18 protein-coding genes and 1 pseudogene are annotated in these 16,471 nt (G+C 66.7%); 11 read left to right on the plus strand and 8 right to left on the minus strand.

The features are described from left to right. Positions 1–15: 15 nt before the first annotated feature. The 3 genes and pseudogenes from F8271_RS33790 to F8271_RS32290 all read left to right on the plus strand — a co-directional run. Positions 16–189 (plus strand): annotated as a pseudogene (locus F8271_RS33790) (ABC transporter permease); the annotation flags it as partial. Between the two features lie 91 nt (positions 190–280). After that, entirely contained in the window at positions 281–478 is a 198-nt protein-coding gene (locus tag F8271_RS33795; protein ID WP_255473666.1) for an ABC transporter permease, read from the plus strand. 159 nt (positions 479–637) lie between these two features. Further along, on the plus strand, positions 638–787 hold the full coding sequence (locus tag F8271_RS32290; RefSeq protein WP_192580220.1) for a hypothetical protein: 150 nt from the start codon (positions 638–640) through the stop codon (positions 785–787). Here the strand turns inward: F8271_RS32290 and F8271_RS09960 are convergent. The 8 genes from F8271_RS09960 to F8271_RS09990 all read right to left on the minus strand — a co-directional run bounded on the left by F8271_RS09960 (position 765) and on the right by F8271_RS09990 (position 8,057). Then, on the minus strand, positions 765–1,820 hold the full coding sequence (locus F8271_RS09960; RefSeq protein ID WP_151489413.1) for a bifunctional DNA primase/polymerase: 1,056 nt from the start codon (positions 1,818–1,820) through the stop codon (positions 765–767). The genes F8271_RS32290 and F8271_RS09960 overlap by 23 nt on opposite strands. Further along, positions 1,817–2,332 carry a hypothetical protein gene (locus tag F8271_RS09965; RefSeq protein WP_151489414.1) on the minus strand — a complete coding sequence of 172 codons (516 nt, stop codon included), beginning with the start codon at positions 2,330–2,332 and terminating at the stop codon, positions 1,817–1,819. The genes F8271_RS09960 and F8271_RS09965 overlap by 4 nt, the downstream gene beginning before the upstream one ends. Before the next feature lie 102 nt (positions 2,333–2,434). Beyond that, positions 2,435–3,364, minus strand: coding sequence for a DUF4192 domain-containing protein (locus F8271_RS09970; RefSeq protein WP_192580221.1), 930 nt, complete (start codon positions 3,362–3,364; stop codon positions 2,435–2,437). Between the two features lie 63 nt (positions 3,365–3,427). Then, the gene (locus tag F8271_RS09975; protein ID WP_151489416.1) at positions 3,428–4,579 is read right to left on the minus strand and encodes a hypothetical protein; all 1,152 of its coding nucleotides are present in this window, start codon (positions 4,577–4,579) and stop codon (positions 3,428–3,430) included. A 363-nt stretch (positions 4,580–4,942) separates the two neighbouring features. Continuing rightward, entirely contained in the window at positions 4,943–5,725 is a 783-nt protein-coding gene (locus tag F8271_RS09980; protein ID WP_151489417.1) for a hypothetical protein, read from the minus strand. 3 nt (positions 5,726–5,728) lie between these two features. Next, complete coding sequence (locus F8271_RS32295; RefSeq protein WP_192580222.1) at positions 5,729–6,421, minus strand: hypothetical protein; 693 nt, start codon at positions 6,419–6,421, stop codon at positions 5,729–5,731. Positions 6,422–7,073: 652 nt separating this feature from the next. Then, positions 7,074–7,226, minus strand: coding sequence for a hypothetical protein (locus F8271_RS32300; RefSeq protein WP_192580223.1), 153 nt, complete (start codon positions 7,224–7,226; stop codon positions 7,074–7,076). A 366-nt stretch (positions 7,227–7,592) separates the two neighbouring features. Beyond that, a complete protein-coding gene (locus tag F8271_RS09990; RefSeq protein WP_192580230.1) occupies positions 7,593–8,057 on the minus strand; it encodes a hypothetical protein in 465 nt (154 codons plus the stop codon). Positions 8,058–8,143: 86 nt separating this feature from the next. On the opposite strand from F8271_RS09990, the gene F8271_RS09995 reads away from it, so the two are divergent. The 8 genes from F8271_RS09995 (at position 8,144) to F8271_RS10035 (ending at position 16,128) form a co-directional block, all read left to right on the plus strand. Beyond that, a complete protein-coding gene (locus F8271_RS09995) occupies positions 8,144–9,139 on the plus strand; it encodes a transposase (RefSeq protein ID WP_225854362.1) in 996 nt (331 codons plus the stop codon). A gap of 439 nt (positions 9,140–9,578) precedes the next feature. Beyond that, positions 9,579–9,911 carry a PadR family transcriptional regulator gene (locus F8271_RS10000; protein WP_151489420.1) on the plus strand — a complete coding sequence of 111 codons (333 nt, stop codon included), beginning with the start codon at positions 9,579–9,581 and terminating at the stop codon, positions 9,909–9,911. Positions 9,912–9,928: 17 nt separating this feature from the next. Beyond that, positions 9,929–10,738, plus strand: coding sequence for a permease prefix domain 1-containing protein (locus F8271_RS10005; RefSeq protein ID WP_151489421.1), 810 nt, complete (start codon positions 9,929–9,931; stop codon positions 10,736–10,738). A gap of 259 nt (positions 10,739–10,997) precedes the next feature. Further along, complete coding sequence (locus F8271_RS10015) at positions 10,998–11,390, plus strand: peptidase inhibitor family I36 protein (RefSeq protein WP_192580224.1); 393 nt, start codon at positions 10,998–11,000, stop codon at positions 11,388–11,390. Positions 11,391–11,472: 82 nt separating this feature from the next. Next, positions 11,473–12,348, plus strand: coding sequence for a hypothetical protein (locus F8271_RS10020; RefSeq protein ID WP_151489424.1), 876 nt, complete (start codon positions 11,473–11,475; stop codon positions 12,346–12,348). 546 nt (positions 12,349–12,894) lie between these two features. Then, positions 12,895–14,223: a peptidoglycan-binding protein gene (locus F8271_RS10025; protein ID WP_151489425.1), complete on the plus strand. Its 1,329-nt coding sequence runs from the start codon at positions 12,895–12,897 to the stop codon at positions 14,221–14,223. Beyond that, positions 14,216–14,899: an ABC transporter ATP-binding protein gene (locus tag F8271_RS10030; protein ID WP_151489426.1), complete on the plus strand. Its 684-nt coding sequence runs from the start codon at positions 14,216–14,218 to the stop codon at positions 14,897–14,899. Before F8271_RS10025 ends, F8271_RS10030 begins: the two co-directional genes overlap by 8 nt. Continuing rightward, positions 14,896–16,128: an ABC transporter permease gene (locus F8271_RS10035; RefSeq protein WP_225854365.1), complete on the plus strand. Its 1,233-nt coding sequence runs from the start codon at positions 14,896–14,898 to the stop codon at positions 16,126–16,128. The genes F8271_RS10030 and F8271_RS10035 overlap by 4 nt, the downstream gene beginning before the upstream one ends. Positions 16,129–16,471: the final 343 nt, after the last annotated feature.

Raw genomic sequence — 16,471 nt, forward strand, 5'->3', positions numbered from 1 at the left:
ATAAGGGCCAGGAGCATGCTGGTGGTGGCGGGGCTGCTGGTGGCGGGCTTGGTGCCGATACGCGGCATCGCGATCATCCCGGTAGCGGGGATCCTCATCGGCGGGGCGATGACCGCGACGTCGCTGGCCGGGCGCCGCGCAGTCGACGAGCTGACCAGTCGGCGCGGTGAGGTGGAGGCCGGCCTGGCCCTGGGCCTCCTGCCCCGAGACGCCGTGCTGCTGGTATGCCGTCCGGCGGCCGGACAGGCGTTTGGTCCCGGCACTCGATCAGACCCGGACGGTGGGCCTGGTGACCCTGCCCGGCGCGTTCGTCGGCGTGTTGCTCGGCGGAGCGAGCCCTCTCGCCGCCGGGGTGACGCAGTTGGTGGTCCTCGTCGGGCTCCTGGCCGTGGAGGCCGTCGCCGTCGTCTTCACTGTCGAACTGGTGGCCCGCGGCCGTCTCCAACCGGCCAAGTCGGGGCCGCGGCTGGGCCGCTGACAGAATTCGATGTCGAACGGGCTTGGCCGACACGGGCCTCTTTCATCGCCTACCATCGCGACCCAGGCCGCCGGTTGTGTGAGCAGGCAGCAGGGTCCGTGCCCAAGTGACGCGCTGGGCGGGACTGCCGGAGGATGAGCGCCGTCGTCGACAGTCGCATTGCGACGCTGCTCGGGCTGCGGCCCGGCGTACGAGGCGCCGCCTGCCCGAAGCTCGGCGACGGAGTTGAGCGACGACGAGATCGTACGGGCGATGGAGGACACGATCGACAACGGCGGCTACGACTTCATGTCGAAGGACGACTGGTGACAGCGAGACGAAGGCGGCGCCCTGGGTGAGGGCTCGTACCGCTGCTGCGCGGTTGTCGCCCCCGGGTTACTGCGCGGGGTCGGCGTAGCCCGGATCGCCAACCGGAGGCGATCGTCGCGCGAGCCTCAGCCGCCGACAGACCGACCGTGTGCGCGGCTTCCGCGAGCCGGGGCCACACCACCTGTGCGTCTAGCCCGTCGTGCGCGGCGAGTTGTCCGAGGCGGAATGCCGCGAGGTGCAGGGCCGTGTTCCGGCCGCCGGCGGTGATCCGCTGTCCGCCGCGGATGATCGGTCGGGGTGCGGCGAGGATCCTGCCGATCTCGCCGTTGAGCGCGGCGAGCCCGTACCGGTCGGGGTCCTCGATCCGCTCCGAGATAGCCGCAGCAGCCGGTGATGCGGTAGCCGGTTCGGAGGCCGGCGGTGGTGACAACAGTCGCCGAAGGGCCGGTGGGCAGTCTGGCAGGACGCGGTCGAACTGTTGGGTGAAGGTGTACCGGCGGCCGGTAGGGTGCAGCGACGGCGGTGCGACGACGAGTCCGCCGCGTCCACGCCAGTCCACCCCGGGCACCACGCCGACGCGATTGGCGTGCCCGATCGCGGCGAACCAGAGATGCCACCCGGATCCGGTTCGTACGACGGGCCCCTTCGGGCGGGCGTTGTCGAGGATTGTCGTGACCGTTCGGAGTCCGTCTGCGGTGTCGATGTCGCAGACGTCGAGCAGGGTGCCGGTGGCGAGGCCGACGTTCGCGTCGGGCCATCTCGTCCACCATCGCCGTACGAGAGTGGGGTCGGTGGACGCCTCTCGCAGCCCGTGCCGCAGCCTGGGGTGTTTGCCGGGCGACGGGCAGGCGAGTGCCCGCCGGCAGCTACAGCCACCAGCACGCTGGGGAGTGTGCAGGGGCATCACGGGGATACCGACGGCGGCGTAACGAAGGGCCACGTTGAGGACGGGCTCGGATCGCAGGTCCTGCGGTGGGGGCGGTTGGGTGGCTGGTGCGGCGGTCGGTCCGTGGGCTTGGGTCGGGGTGGTCATCGGAGCGTCCTCTGGTGGTCATGGGCGCGGTTCGGGCCCGACGGATCTGTCGAGGCCGGGCATGGCGCCAGGATGGCGGGATGGTGGACGGGGTGCTGGTTGACCGTGAGGTCGAGGCTGACGTACTCACCGTTCTCGGTGGCGATCGCGACGCTGAGCGGCGCAGCGGCGCCGGGGACCGGGGTGACGGTGATGGAGACGGGGCCGGCGGTGATCGTGGCGGTCGGGACGCCGTATCGGTCCTCGCTGACCGCGGCGTTGACGTCCCAGGTTTCGGCCAGCAGCGGCCGGCCGCTGCTGTCGATGAGGCTGCTCATCAGTTCCAACGCGTCTGCGCCGGATGGCTCGGCTTCACGGTTGAGGAATGCGGTGAGCGCGTCGACGATCGCTGTGTCCGGGTGTTGCTGTCCGTTCGTCGTGTGGTGCGAACGCAGAACCCCGTCGTCGGCGACTGTCGGGGTGCGATGGCGTTGCATCAGGCCGGTGTTGGTCAGGGCAGCTTGCGGCGTCACGAGGTACTCCAGAGGCAGTGGTGCGGGCGGGATGGATCAAGGTCGGGGCATGGTTGCTTCGGCCCGGAGGGCTGGCTGTGCGGAGGCGCGACGGGGAACGCGTCACTCGGCGCGCGCGGCGTCGAAGTCGCGGGCTCCGAGGAAGGCCAGGTCGCGGGCGGGTATGTGCCTGCTGGCGGCGAGCGCCACGATGCGGCTTATCCGGTCCTGTGGGTCGACGGTGAGTGCCCGCCGGGCTGCGGCGAGAGCGAGGGTCTCGTCGCCGAGTTGCCAGGCGCACCAGGCGGCGAGACCTGCCGGGGCGGTGACGTACTCGTCGGGGGTACGGCGGGTCAGATCCAGCCACAGATTCCGCTCCCACATCGCCCCCGACGTGGCCCGCCGTACCGTGTCTCGGTTCTGTTGATCGGTCAGCAGGATCGCCAGGCGGGCGGCCTGCTCGACGGTGAGGCGGTGGCCGTTCCGGGCCTGGTCGAGCAGTGCTCGCAGCGCCGTCGGCCCGACGGAGGCAGGCGGTAGGGCGGCAATGGCTGTGGCGACGGCGGCCTGTTGTGCCGGGTCGGGATCGGTGAGCGCGAGCAGGGCGTCGCGACTCGGTAGCGCGACGAGGCCCTCGACGGTCGATTGGGCGGCAGTCGTGGTCGCCTTCGCGTCGAAGCTGACACCCTCGGTGGCGTTGCAAGGGCAGTCGAGGCAGAAGAAGCGGTCGTTGGTCACCAGGAGTGTCTGGCTGACGGTGAGGCGCGCGGCCAAGGCGTCACCTGCCGCCGTGACCGTCGGTGCGACGTCCCGGTTGCCGTAGCCGACGAGGACGAGGGTCTGCGCCGCCGTCCGATCGGCGACGTCGCGGAAGGCGTCGACGACCTGCGCCATCGGGGCGGCGAGGTCGACCCGGGCCGCGACGGCGACTGTCGAGTCGGCGTTCAGGAACAGGGCGACGAGGCTCTGCTCGGGGTGATAGCCCAGGAGGTAGGGCACCAGGCCCAGTAGTTCCGCCTGCGACCGGACTGTGAAGGTGGGGACGTGAGACACGACAAGCTCCTTGATCGAGTACGGGTAGAAACGAGACCGGCTGCGGTCGCCCGGAGGGCCGCTCTACTGCGGCTTCGGGTGTCGGCGTTCGCCGGCGAGGATTCGGACAGTGGTGCTCGCGGCGATAGGCGCATCGGTAGGGCCGCGGAGGTAGGCGAAGACGTAGACGTCCTTTCGTAGTGCACGCCCAGGGCCGTGCGGTTGGGAGCGCCAGTAGCCGCTGATCCACTGCCGCTGCGCTTGCGGCTGCCGGGACTCGCCCGACCCGGTCTCGCGCCGGCTGGTGTTCTGCCGGCTGCGGATGCGCACCAGCCGCACCTGCGGCGTGGGCCGCCGCCTTCGTTCGTACGCCTTGCGGATAGACCTGTCCGCGGGGACCGACACGGCCTCTCCGGTGCGCTGGGCGATGAGCAGCCACGTCGCGGCCAATACCGCGAATGCGCCGTCAGCGGATGTCATGGGCCGCCTGGCAGTGATGAGCTGGTGGTCGACGGGGATCAGCCAGCCGACTTGTTCCCGCAGCGCCTGTACCGCCGTTGCGTCTTCGATCCTGTCGGTGCCGCCGATAGCGCGGTAGCAGACGATCTGGATGCCGTCGTCGATGCTGGCCCACGACGCGGCGCACACACCTCCAGCGACTGCGGCGGCCCAGAGCAGTAGCCCGTGGGGAGCGGGGAGGTCCTCGACGTCGAGGACGGTCGCCGGGAGGTCCACGGCGGCGGTGCAGGCGAGGTCGGTGAACTCGTCGTCGACCGCGTAGAGCCGCCCGCCCTGCAGGCTGGCGGCGATGTCCTGTCGCTGGCGGACCTGAAGCAGGTCGATGCGGTCTGGTCCGGTAAGCAGGTCGGTCAGTCGGTCACGGACCTTCGGCAGCGCCGTGGCCGTGATCGGGCTGTGGGGCCAGTGGACGTCGGTGAGCAGGGTCCGCCCTGGACGCAGGGTGCCCACGACGCCGGCGTGGATGGCGCGGACGGCTTCGGCCGCGATCGTTGGATCCGCCCACCTCATCCGGGTGACCGCCCGCTGGGTCAGGGCTTCGTTCTTGCCGGTCTGGGCGAGCAGAGTGCAGGCGATGCACGCCGACCAGGTGGTGCCGAAGTCATGGACGCTGCTGTGGTCCTCGCCGAAAGCGAGGGCCTGCACCGGTCCGCTGTCGAGCCGGAAGACCGGGTATCGGTCGCTGCAGAAATCGCAGGACCGCGCCACCCCGGCCACCTCCGCGCTCGGGATGGGGTCCGGGTCGTGGTCGTAGGAGGTTCGGGTGGCGGGGTGTAGGTGCCGGAGCCGGCCGGTCGTGTCGAAGTAGGTGTTCAGGATCCGTCGGCAGACGCGGCACGCCATCTCTCGCCGCAGGCCGATCGACGTGCCAATGGCGACATCCGGCCCGTACTCCGGGGATGGATCGTCATGGGAAGAGGTGGAGTGAGACATCGGTTGAGGGATCCTCCGGTCGGGGTGGGACCGGCTCGTCGTCAGGGGGCGCGGGCCGGCGGGGCGACGACCTCGACGGAATGGCATGGGTCGAGAGCCGTGTGGAGCCGCTGCCGGCTGCGGCTGATCCGGCCGGTGACACGGCTATCAGGGCAGGTCAGGGCGGCAGGTGTGCGCGGCGTGGTCACCGAGCAGTGCCCCCACGCTCGTCCCGGGCGTGACCATCACGGTTTTCTGGTCGCAGGTCGGGCAGGTCAGCCAGTCGCCCTCGTCGTCAGCCGTGACGTAGGTGTCCGGTGAGACGCAGGGCAGCGCACCTGCGCACGCGCACGCTGGAGGCGTCGGGAGCAGCGGTAGCGGTGACCACTGCTGCAGCGCTTCCGCGAAGCGGTACGCCGCGGCCAGCTCTTCGCCGGTGCCGGAATGCATCTGAGGCGGGATCAGGATCTGCTGGTGCACCCAGCGTTTGAGGCGGGGCCCGGCGGTGTGTTGGGCGGCGGCGCGCATCAGCGCGAGCCGGTCCAGCGACCGGTAGCGGGAGGCGAGCAGCTGACACAGCGCCACGGCGCGGCGGACGGCTGCCGCGCCACCGGCCGTCGCCCGGTCGGCGGCCTTCAGTGGCGTCAGGCGTAGCCGCAGCGGCCAGGATGTCGTGTCGAGGTCTATCGCGTCGCCGCCGCCGACGAGTGTGATGCCGCGTACGACGAGCAGGTTCGTCACGTGGGTGGCGAGCACATGCTCGCCGTCGCCGAGCTGCACGATGACCCGGTCAGGGACGAGCTGCTGATCCAGGACGTCCGGCTTGAACACGACAGTGCCAAACAGCTCAGCGGCCGAAACGCGGTAGGCGATCACGCCGCCCGGACGCCGTTGCTCGGTCACCGGGACGCGGCCCAGATCCGGTAATTCCACGAAATCGTCGAAAGTCATCGGTCAGGCCCCGCTTCCGACGCCAATGGCGTGGGCGGTGCCAACCTGTGTCGCTCGCAGTGCAGGCTGTCCGTTGCCACTGCTGGATCCGGCATCGGCGCCGGCCGTGGCCAGGGTGCGAAGGTCGGCGACGCGCCGCTCGTAGTGGTGGATCTCGGCGGAGAGTTCGTCGCGTCTGCGGTAGCGGTGCGCCAGCTCGTCGCGTAGGAGGTGCTCGGCGCGCTGCTCGGCGCACAGCCGCGCCCAAGTGGTGACGAGGGTATGGCGCAGTGGGTGGGTGGCCCACATGGTGCGCAGGACAGTAATGATCGCGGCGGCGTACTCCGAGGTCCTGTCCGGCACCAGGTCAGCGACCCTGGTGCTGCCGGCGCGGTAGACCGTCAGGTGCCATCGCCGGACCGGCTCCTGCTGATCCGGGTCCAAGTCGGCGATTCCCGCAATGGTGATCCCGTTGATCACCGGGCGATTGATGAGCGGGCCAGTGTTGACCGGGTTCGTGGGTTCGTGGCCGCAGCGGACCCAGATCCGGGTTGGAATCAACTCGTCGTCGGCGAAGGCGGGCTCGATGGTGAAGGTGCCGCTGGCGCGGCGCCCGGAGATGACGTAGCGGACCTGCCCGCTGGTGAGGTCCGGGGTCTGCGTGAAGGTCAGTTCGCCGTACGGGTCAGGCAGGGCCACGCAGTGAAGTTCAGTCATGGGTGCTTCCAAGGTTCTTGAGGTGAGGGCGCCGCCGGCCGGCGGCGATCAGGTGGGCGGCATCGCCAAGCGAGACTTCGTGGCTGGTGTGGCCGGCCGTGAAGTCTTCGGTCCACAGGCACAGGTCGTTGGCGTGTGCGTGGTGAGCTGCAGGGGACCGCCTTGGACCTCGCTGCCGGTGCGAAGCTGCACGAGCCGGACGGGCCAGAGGGATGACGGTCGGGAGAGTGCTTTGCGCCCCACGGATTGGTTCGCTGGGATGCGCTCGCATCACGGGCTTGCCTGCGGGCAGCGTCGATCGACGTTCGACCTCGGTCTGCATCGAGCGGGCGGGGTCGCCGGGTGGGCGATGCTGGCCCGATCCGCCCGACCGGCCGATCGGCGCGGCCCTGCACGGGCACACCCGGCCAACTTTCGAAGATCACGAGCGGCTGCGCCGGTGGGCCGTGCGGGGCCAGCCGCGGCCGGTCAGGATCGAGGGCCAGTACGCACACCGGCTGACCGCCGCTGCGTAGCGCGTGAAGGTCCCGCTGTTGCACCTGCACCCGGTCCAAGCTGGCGAGGGCGGCTTCGGCTGCTATGAGCGCAGGTGCCAGCGCCTGCTATGCTTTCGATCGAAAGCGGGCGGTTCGGAGATCCCTGGATGCGCTGTCTACCGCGTCGACTTGATCTGGCCAGTTTCTGCGGTGGTGAGCAGGTAGGTGGGTAGCTGTGGCACCCGCTCGCGCCAGGCTCGGTCGAGCCGGTGTGTCCCGCCGATGAGCAGTGGGGCGGGTGGCTGGCCGGTGATGTGGATCTGCGTCACGATCAGTGGTGTGGCCAGGGCGGAGGTCCGTTCAGGGTGCCGCTGGTCGGACCGATGAGGTTAGCCGTCCGCGGATTCGGCTTGTCGAGGTGATGTAGGCCGTACGCGGTCGACCACGTGGTGACGTCGAGGGACAGGGTGTCACGAGGCGCCGAGGCGATCAGAGCCTTGGCCGCGTCGATGTCGAAGACCGATGGCCTGGCTGTGACGGCCTCAGTTGGCCCCACCCTGACGGCTTAACCTCGGTCTTTCACTTGGACGTCAGCCGATAGCGCGCCGCGGATTGTCGGGTACGGGCTATCGGCTCGTGACCAAGCCGCAGGTCACGAGTGGTCTGTTACGCGCAGAGGCGTTGGTGCCGGTTGGCTACTCCAGCCGGCCGAGGAAGCCGTCGATCATCGCGAGTAGCTCCTCAGTGGGTGCGCCGTCGGCGGCGGCGGTGCGGACTTCGCCCAGTACCTCGCGGACCTGCTGGCGCGTCTTGCGGCGGATCTCGTCGCTGTCGGCGAAGAAGCCGTCGAACGCGGCCTGCGTCCTGGTCAGAAACTCGTCGCGCAGCTGTTGCGGGACCCCGCGGCCGGACGGTTCGAGTGACTCAGCCGCGGGAGTCTCGTACTGCGCCGCGTCAATGCCATTAAGTGCTTGCTCGCCGCGTATCCATCGCAGCAGTTGAATCGAGTCGACCACCACGCCGGGTGCGATCTGCACCTGCTGGCCGGCGTCGGGCACCAGCAATGTCTCCGGCGGATCGAACGGGTGCTGTTCGCGCTGGTCGCCAACCGTGCGCTCAAGCCGTCGAGCAAGCTGGCCGCGTCGGAGTGGGTCTGCCACGACGTGCACCTGCCCGGCCTGCCGAACGTCGGAGACGACGCCTGCTACCGGGCGATGGACGACTGCGCGACGACAAGGGTGAGGTCGTGGCCGAAGACGACCCGGCCGCGGTCAAGCAGGCCGGGTTCCGCACCCACGGCAAGAGCAAGGACCACCGCGACGACCTGCCCCAGGTCGTGGTCGGCATGGCCGTCACCCGCACCGGCATCCCGGTGCGGGTGTGGTGCTGGCCCGGCGACACCGGCGACTCGGCGCTGATCCGCCAGGTCAAGACCGAGATGCGCGAGTGGAACCTCGCCCGCGTCGTCTGGGTCGCCGACCGCGGGTTCGCCTCCGCCGAGAACCGGCGCTTCCTGCAGGCCGGCGCAGGCGGCTACATCCTCGGCGAGAGGCTGCGCGCCGGCACCGCCGAGGCCGACGCCGTCCTGGCCAGGCAGGGCCGCTACGCCCAAGTGGCCGACAACCTGCAGGTCAAAGACGTCAACATCGGCACCGACGACCGGTTCGTGATCTGCTACAACCCCGACGCCGCCCAGCGCGACGCCGCCGTGCGTGAACGGCTGATCGCTCACCTCACCGACAAGATCGACGGATCGGACAAGCTCAGCCCGACGAAGCGCGCCGAGCTGCGCGGGGCGATCTCCACCAAGCCGGGCCTCAACCGCTACCTGCGCGTCGCCCCCAAGGGCCTGCTGCGCGTCGACGCCGCCGCCGTCAAGGCCGAGCAGCGCCTGGACGGCAAGTACCTGCTGCGCTGCTCCGACCCGAAGCTGTCGGCCGAGGACATCGCCCTGGGCTACCAGCAGCTCCTCGAGGTTGAACGCGGCTGGCGCGATATGAAGACCACTTTGGACCTGCGGCCGGTCTACCACCGCCGCGAGGACCGCATCCGCGCCCACATCCTGCTCTGCTGGCTAGCGCTGCTGCTCATCCGCGTCGCCGAGACCACCACCGGCCACACCTGGCCCAAGATCCGCGCAGACATCGAGCGGCTGCACATCGGCGTATTCACCGCCCCGCCGGCACGTTCTGCCAGCGCACCGAACTGTCCCAGCCCCAGAAGGCCCTGTTCGCCAAGCTGAAGATCACCGAGCCGCCCCGCGTCCTCAACGCGACACCCACACCTGCCTGACCAGCATCAACACCACAGCCTAGTGACACGCCATGTCACCGGGCCACCCGTGTTTGCCCAGCTCAAGCCCCAGATTCGCGGACTATATCGAAGCGAAGCTGCGGAACGCAGGTGGGGCCGATGCCCGGATTCGCCCGTCGGCCGTTACGGACCACAGAGAAGGTCTTCGCTGGCCGGCATCGTCGCGCTCGACGGCCAACAATCGGGGCAGGTCGAACTCGTCGACGATGTCGTCGTCGATCCGCGAAGGGCTGCCAACGCCGAGCCGGCGAAGCGTTGGACAACGAGGTTGCCAACTCCGCCGAGGCTGAGTCCTGGCGCGCGAAGGGCCGAGGCCAAGTTGCACGGGTAGATTGACACCTAGGAAGCCTATGCCTAGGTTGCTAGGCATGGAGCTGCGTGGGCATCTGGACCTGCTACTGCTCGGAACCCTGCACCAAACAGGACCGGTGCATGGATACGCGCTGATCGTTGCGCTCCGGGACCGGTCTGACGGCGCCTTCAAATTGCCGGAGGGCACGGTCTACCCCGCACTGCACCGACTGGAGCGTGATGGCTTGATAGACAGCGAGTGGTATACGGGGAAGCCCCGCCGCCGCCGGGTCTATCGGCTCACGCCATCAGGAGCCGCCGCGCTGACCGCGAAACGGCGGGAGTGGCGCACTTTCGCGCGGGGTGTACAGGCCATCGTGGAACCCGATGTCAGGGAAGGGTGGGCATGAGGAGCGAGGAAGAGGGCGTGGACGTTGGCGTCGACGTTTCCGACCGAAAAAGGCCCGAGGCTCCAGGCGATGTCGATCGCCACCTCGACGAGATGTTCAACCGGCTCGCCGGCACGGGCGCGGCTGGTCGTCGGGCCCTGGCCGAGGTCGAGGACCACCTGCGCGACGCCGTCGCCGACGAGCTGACACAGGGCGTGCCGGCCCGGCAGGCTGAGCGCAACGCCGTCGCGCGCTTCGGACCGCCGGCCCGTATCGCCGGCCAACTTCGTCGGACGCATCGAGTCGCCTCGGGCGCTGTGATGCTCTCCGGCGCCTGGCTACTGATTGGACTCGCCGCGCTGATGCTCGCCGCGATCCGTCTGGCCAAGACGCTGGATGTGGCAATCCAGTTACGTCTACATCCCGAGCGACTGCCGCGGTGCGTCGAGCAAGGAACCGACCCGGTCCCCGACGGCATCGCGGCATGCGGCGTCGATGTCTTGACCGGGAACGGCAGCGCCCGGACCGGCGTCATAATGTTGCTGCTCGCCGTCGTACTGCTGGCGTCTCGTTGGCTGGCCATCCGCTTGGCCGGGCTGGCGCCCGTGCCCCGGCGGTTCCCGCTACTCGTTGCCGCGCTCGTCGCCGCCTCCGGCATCTTCCTGTTCCTGCTACACCCGATTACGCCATACGGGCAGCATCTCGTCGGCGCCCGTGGCGGTGTGCCATTTGGGTGGACAGGGCTGTGGCATCAGATCATCGTCAGCGGGTTGACGCTGCTGACCGCACTCATCACGGTGGGCGGGTATCTCGTTCGCACGCGACAGACCAGGGCCAGGGAGGAGTGAACCGCGAGGCCATGCCCCGCTAGGGGCTGTGAGCAGAGGTGACGTCGTCAGGGCCTTCCTCTCGGCGATGCATCGTTCACAGTCAGTGCTCGTGAATCTTCCATGCATCGATCGGTGATGCTACGCTTTGCCAGTCGATCTACCCGAAGTGGCGCATCTTGCCATGGGAGTGATTGGCGCGCCCAGTACATCGGGTGGTGGCCGCAGCGAGGCAACGCCGCGGCCACCGCACCTTCACCGCAAGTGGACAAGGAGAGAGATGAAGGTACGTAAGGTTATCATCCGCAGTGCCGTGCTAGCCATGCTCGGCACTGCAACGAGTCTCGTGGCGGCAACTCCCGCACTCGCCACCTCGCACAATGGAAGCTGTGAGACTGGCGAGGTCTGCCTGTACAACAATTCGTCTTACTCGGGCGACCACGATGACAACTACGACAATGACGCCAATTACCAGGGAAACACCTACTACAACTCGAGCACTAGTCTCAACGACACGGTGTCGTCGGCAGAGAACAATGCCGCTTGGCAAGATGTGCATCTGCACTCGGCCGCCAACTACGTCGGTGCCGAGCTTCAGATCGACACCCAGTCGGGCTGGTCGAAGCTGTCTGATTATCAATTCGACAATATAGCCTCTTCCCACGATTTCTAAACGCAATTTGTGATCGACTTCGGCCGAATGTTCCTGTTCGGCCGAAGTCACCTTTTGACTTCATCCGAACCTGGAAGTGGTTGTGGAAACGTTGTTCGTACGGATTGCTGTGGTTGGTGCCGTTGTGCTCGGTCTCGCGGCGTGCAGCGATGATGGTCGTGAGCCGAGCCAAGAAGAGCCTGACATCACTGTGACTGCTATCTCAGATGTCAAGACGCTCACCCTCCCGCTTGACACCTATTTGCCAACACGGGAACAGGCTTCAGCCTTGTTGAATGCAGAGAATAGGCTAAAGCTCGGCTGCCTGCGACGATTCGGTTTCGAACTTTCTGTGCCCGAGGGCAGGCCGAGGTCGATGGCCATGAATGAGCGTCGTTATGGCATAACCAGCGTCGAAGACGCGGCCACGTACGGCTATCGGCTGCCTCCCAAATATGTTGTCGAGCGGGAAAAGGAGCCGGAAATCTCCGCAGCCGCCTCATCCGTACTTACCGGCAAGGGGCAAAATTCGTATCAAGGGCAGCCAGTTCCCGACGGGGGCTGCACCGGCGAGGCTCGACGAAAACTCACCGAGGGTGAGGCCGCTAAAGCGGACGCGAACTTGGCGCAGAATCTTAAAGCTGAGGCGCTGAACCGGGCTCGTAATGATAGTCGCATGGTCGCTACCTTCGTTAAGTGGAAGGCGTGCATGGGGCAGGAGGGCTACGATTATTCCGATCCTCTCGATGCTAACGATGACGTCCAGTTCGCGTCGGGAGAGGCCGCCTCAGCGGCCGAGATCGCCGTGGCAACCGCAGACGTGGGCTGCAAGAAGAAAACGAATTTGGTGAACATTTGGGCTGCTCTCGATGGTGCCTATCAGTCACGAGCCATAGAGCAGCACGGCGAGGCGCTAGCGGCGACGAAGCGGTTGTTGGAAACCAGGTTGCGGAATGCCGCTGAGGTCGTGAGCTCATGAGGCGTGCATTGTTGGCAGTCGTGATCCTAGCGCTCGGCCTAGCTGCCTCCGCATGTACAACCGAGCCATCGGCGTCAGGCGCGGACGGCGCGGAGCCCTCTTCCCTTACGGGCCTGGTCCCACCACCTCGACCTTTGGCCAACAAGTATGCGGACTGCCTACGGGGTGCCGGTGTGACCGTCAAGGAGGTCATCGGTGTCTGGGTAGTGGCTCACGATACCGTGCCCGACACGACCGAACGCGCTCGGCGCACCTGCGCGACGGCCCACAAGGAGTTGCTCGTCAGTGTCGGGGCGTTCGATGACGACTCACGGGAAGAGGCGACGGACGAGCCCGGGAACACACTGTTCTTTGGCCTCCTCAATTGCATGGGAGCCGCGGGCCTGAATCTGCCACGGGACACCGTGCTCTTCGATAGTTCAGCGGACCCGGCTGCAGCCACACAGTTTGACACATGTATCGCTACCTTACGCGGCTTCCGCCCTTCCACCGAACCTGCCATTGAGACGGGCTCGCCCACGGCCCCGGCACGGGTGTAGCCGTCCCATGCGAGGTCATCGTACATTCGGGTTGTTGTTATGTGCGGCCGTCCTGGTGACAGCTATTGGTGTCGGCGCGACACGGTTCGTCAAATCGCCGCAAGATGCGCTTGCGGAAGCTGCGGCGCCATCGTCGGCGCGATTAACCGCCCAGGTCGAGCGGCGGGTGCTGCGAGACACCGTGGTGCTGCGTGGCACGGTGGTTGCGGGCGGGACGTTCGAGGTGACGCCAGCGGTAGGAGACAGCATCCCGGTGGTGACCGCTGTTCGGGTGAGCGTCGGCACTGACGTGAGCGTCGGGCAGGTGATCCTAGAAGTTGCGGGACGACCGCTGATCGCGCTTTCCGGCGACATACCGGTATACCGTGACCTGCGGCCGGGAATGTCGGGCCGAGACGTCGCACAGCTACAAAAAGCGCTCAGAGGCTTGGGCCACCAGTCGGCCGACGTGGACGGCACGTTCGGGTCCGGTACGAAGAAGGCGTTGTCCGCGTTCTACTCATCGCTCGGGTACGACGTACCAATGAACCCGGCGGCAACGGCCGACGCGGTAGACGCCGCCGAACGAGCAGTCACCGCCGCTGAACGAGCAGCACAACAAGCACGCACAAACCTCAGCCGACTTCTGACGGCCAATGCGTCACCAGCACCGACCCGAAGCGCCAACGCGATCGCAGACGCCCGGCTCGCGCTGGCCTATGCCACAGAGGATCTCAAGGCAGCAGAGATGGCCCGCAATGACGTGCAGATCCGCTATGGACCCGCGCTACCAGCGAGCGAAGTAGTCTTCCTACCCAGCTTCCCGGCCAGGGTCGACACGCTCAAGGCCAAGGTCGGTGCCCGCGTCGAGGCACCGCTCGTAACGCTGTCCAGCGGACAACTGGTGGTGCGGGCGAAACTGAACGGCGCACAACGTGGCCTTCTTAAAGAAAACATGCCGGTTCGAGTTGTGTCGGAATTGAGCAACAAGACAGTGAATGCCACTATTAGTGCGATCGGTGGTCTGACCGAAGATGCAGCCGCAGGCGGCCGATCCTACCCCATGGTGATCCGACCCACCGCAAAAGCGTCTTTCGGCGGCCTGCTGGGAGAGGATGTCCGCCTGACCGTTGAGGCTGCGTCGACCGACGGTGAGGTTCTCGTAGTGCCGGTTTCCGCGCTCTACACCAGCGCCGATGGACAGGTAGCCGTGCTGCGAGTGAATGCTGGGGGAGCCGACGTGCCAGTAGCAGTCACGGCAAGTGTATCGGGCGACGGCTACGTTGCTGTTGAAGCAGCCCGAAGCGATGACGGCCTCAATGCTGGCGACACCGTAGTTGTCGGCGGGCATGACTGAACCAAAGCTTATCCCGTTCCCGACCTTGCAACTCCAGGGTGCCGGATTGACCTATCCCGGGCCGCCGTCCGTAGCGGCGTTGCGTCCTTGCGACCTCACCGTCGAACAAGGCGAACATGTTGCAATCATGGGCCCTTCAGGATCTGGCAAGTCAACCCTGCTCAACATTCTGGGGCTGCTGGACCGGCCAACCTTTGGCAGTTACCTGCTTAATGGAGTGGAAACGACGCGGATGGCTGATCGCGACCGCACGGCGATACGAGCGCACCGCATCGGTTTCGTTTTCCAGGCCTTCCACCTAATCGCGCACCGCAGTGCACTCGAGAACGTTGGCCTATCCCTGCTCTACCAAGGAGCCGTTCCCGGCAGGCAAGAGATCGCCCGTGCTAAATTGGAACAGATCGGGCTGGCGCATCGGTCCGATGCGTTACCAAATCAGATGTCAGGCGGTGAGCGCCAGCGAGTGGCTATCGCCCGAGCGCTGGCAGGCAACCCAAGCCTGCTGCTGTGCGATGAACCCACCGGGAACCTCGATAGCGACAATGCGGCAGTCGTACTTAACCTCATCGATAAAGTCGCCGCTTCGGGCCTTACCGTGGTCGTCATTACTCATGATCCATCGGTCGCGGCTAGGGCCAGCCGGTTAGTCACGATCAAGGATGGCGTCCTCTCGTGACCGCAGCCACGGCCATACCAAAATCCCGGCTCGCGATGCGTGACTTGTTTAACGAGGCTGTCGCCTCCGTAGTCGCTAGACCCACCCGCACCACGCTCACCGCCCTCGGCACGGTATTGGGGATCGGGGCGTTTGTCACGGTGCTCGGACTGACCGCAACAGCGAGTGGGCAGATCAGCAAACGTTTCACCGCTCTGGCCGCCACCGAGGTGATCGTCGGAGATGTTGGCGGCTTGGACTGGGCCCCCGACGAAAGCTCCTTCGTCGCGGACGCCGATGCCCGCGCGGAACGGCTACCTGGCGTACGAAACGCTGGCGTCTGGTGGCCCGTCACCCTCGATGAAGGGCTACCGGTCAACGGTGTACCCCTATTCGGGCAGGATGCCGACATGGACATTCCAGTCGTGGCAGCCTCGCCCGGCCTACTGCGAGCCGTGCGCCCCACTGTCGGCGAGGGTAGGCTCTACGACCAGGCACTCGATCTCCGGCACGAGAGGGTCGTCGTCCTCGGCAGTGCCGCTGCGCGCCGCCTGAACATCTCTGACCTACGGCTTCGACCCGCAATCTTCGTTGGCGGTATTCCGTTCACCGTAATCGGTATACTCGACAACGTCGACCGCCAGCCCGACTTACTCTTCGCTGTCCTCGTTCCACGGAAGACCGCAGAGCTGTACTGGGGGCCTGCCACAGCCGAAGCGCCAGCCAAGATGCTCATCGAAACCCGCATCGGCGCAGCCACCACTGTGGCCGAGGAAATCGCCGTGGCATTGCGTCCCGACGCCCCAGAAGCTTTCAAGGTCACCCCGCCACCGGACCCTCGCGCACTACACGACCAGGTTTCCACCGACCTCAGCTCGCTCTTCCTCGGTCTGGCGGCAGTATGCCTCGTTATCGGCGCGGTCGGCATCGCCAACACGACCATGACGGCAGTATTAGAGCGATACACCGAGATCGGACTACGCCGGACACTAGGAGCCCGCCCGCATCATATCGCATCCCAGTTTCTCGCGGAGGGTGCGCTGCTCGGCAGCATTGGCGGCCTGAGCGGAGCGGCGATCGGAGTCATCGCGGTAGTTGGCGTCAGTGCGGCCCAGCAATGGAGCCCCATAATCGCCCCCTGGACCGTATTCACCGCACCGGCCGTTGGTGTCCTGATCGGCCTGCTCGCCGGTGCCTACCCAGCGGTGCGAGCAGCCAAAATTGTTCCCGCCGAGGCACTCAGACGCTGACGGTGCTCTTTCCGGACGGCTCGTTAATGAAGTGATGGCAGGTTCAGCCGGTCGTAGCATTTGATCTTGGTGGTTTGGTGGGACGGGATACTCCACCGTGCGTGCAATGACCTTGGTTGGTCGTGAAAAGATGTCCCGTGCCTGGCCGAAGGCTTGGAGTGCAAGCCAGGGTGATTGCGTAGTCGGTCCGCGGGTGCTCTGAGCTGGTGATCTGGGTGGTGATTGGCCTCTGTGGAGGCCGGAAGAGCGGGTGAGATCGCGTCGGTGATCATGGAGTTCTCTACGCTTCACGACACCCGAGGACCTCACCCGCCGATGCCATCATGCCCGATCCCCGCACTGT

This window comes from Micromonospora sp. ALFpr18c (assembly GCF_008868155.1).
Taxonomy (GTDB): domain Bacteria; phylum Actinomycetota; class Actinomycetes; order Mycobacteriales; family Micromonosporaceae; genus Micromonospora.

Bases quoted from the DNA above. Each gene is read 5' to 3' on its own strand.
- F8271_RS09960 (WP_151489413.1), bottom strand. From the start codon at position 1,820: ATGACCACCCCGACCCAAGCCCACGGACCGACCGCCGCACCAGCCACC.
- F8271_RS09980 (WP_151489417.1), bottom strand. From the start codon at position 5,725: ATGACTTTCGACGATTTCGTGGAATTACCGGATCTGGGCCGCGTCCCG.
- F8271_RS32295 (WP_192580222.1), bottom strand. From the start codon at position 6,421: ATGACTGAACTTCACTGCGTGGCCCTGCCTGACCCGTACGGCGAACTG.
- F8271_RS10000 (WP_151489420.1), top strand. From the start codon at position 9,579: ATGGAGCTGCGTGGGCATCTGGACCTGCTACTGCTCGGAACCCTGCAC.
- F8271_RS10015 (WP_192580224.1), top strand. From the start codon at position 10,998: ATGAAGGTACGTAAGGTTATCATCCGCAGTGCCGTGCTAGCCATGCTC.
- F8271_RS10025 (WP_151489425.1), top strand. From the start codon at position 12,895: ATGCGAGGTCATCGTACATTCGGGTTGTTGTTATGTGCGGCCGTCCTG.
- F8271_RS10030 (WP_151489426.1), top strand. From the start codon at position 14,216: ATGACTGAACCAAAGCTTATCCCGTTCCCGACCTTGCAACTCCAGGGT.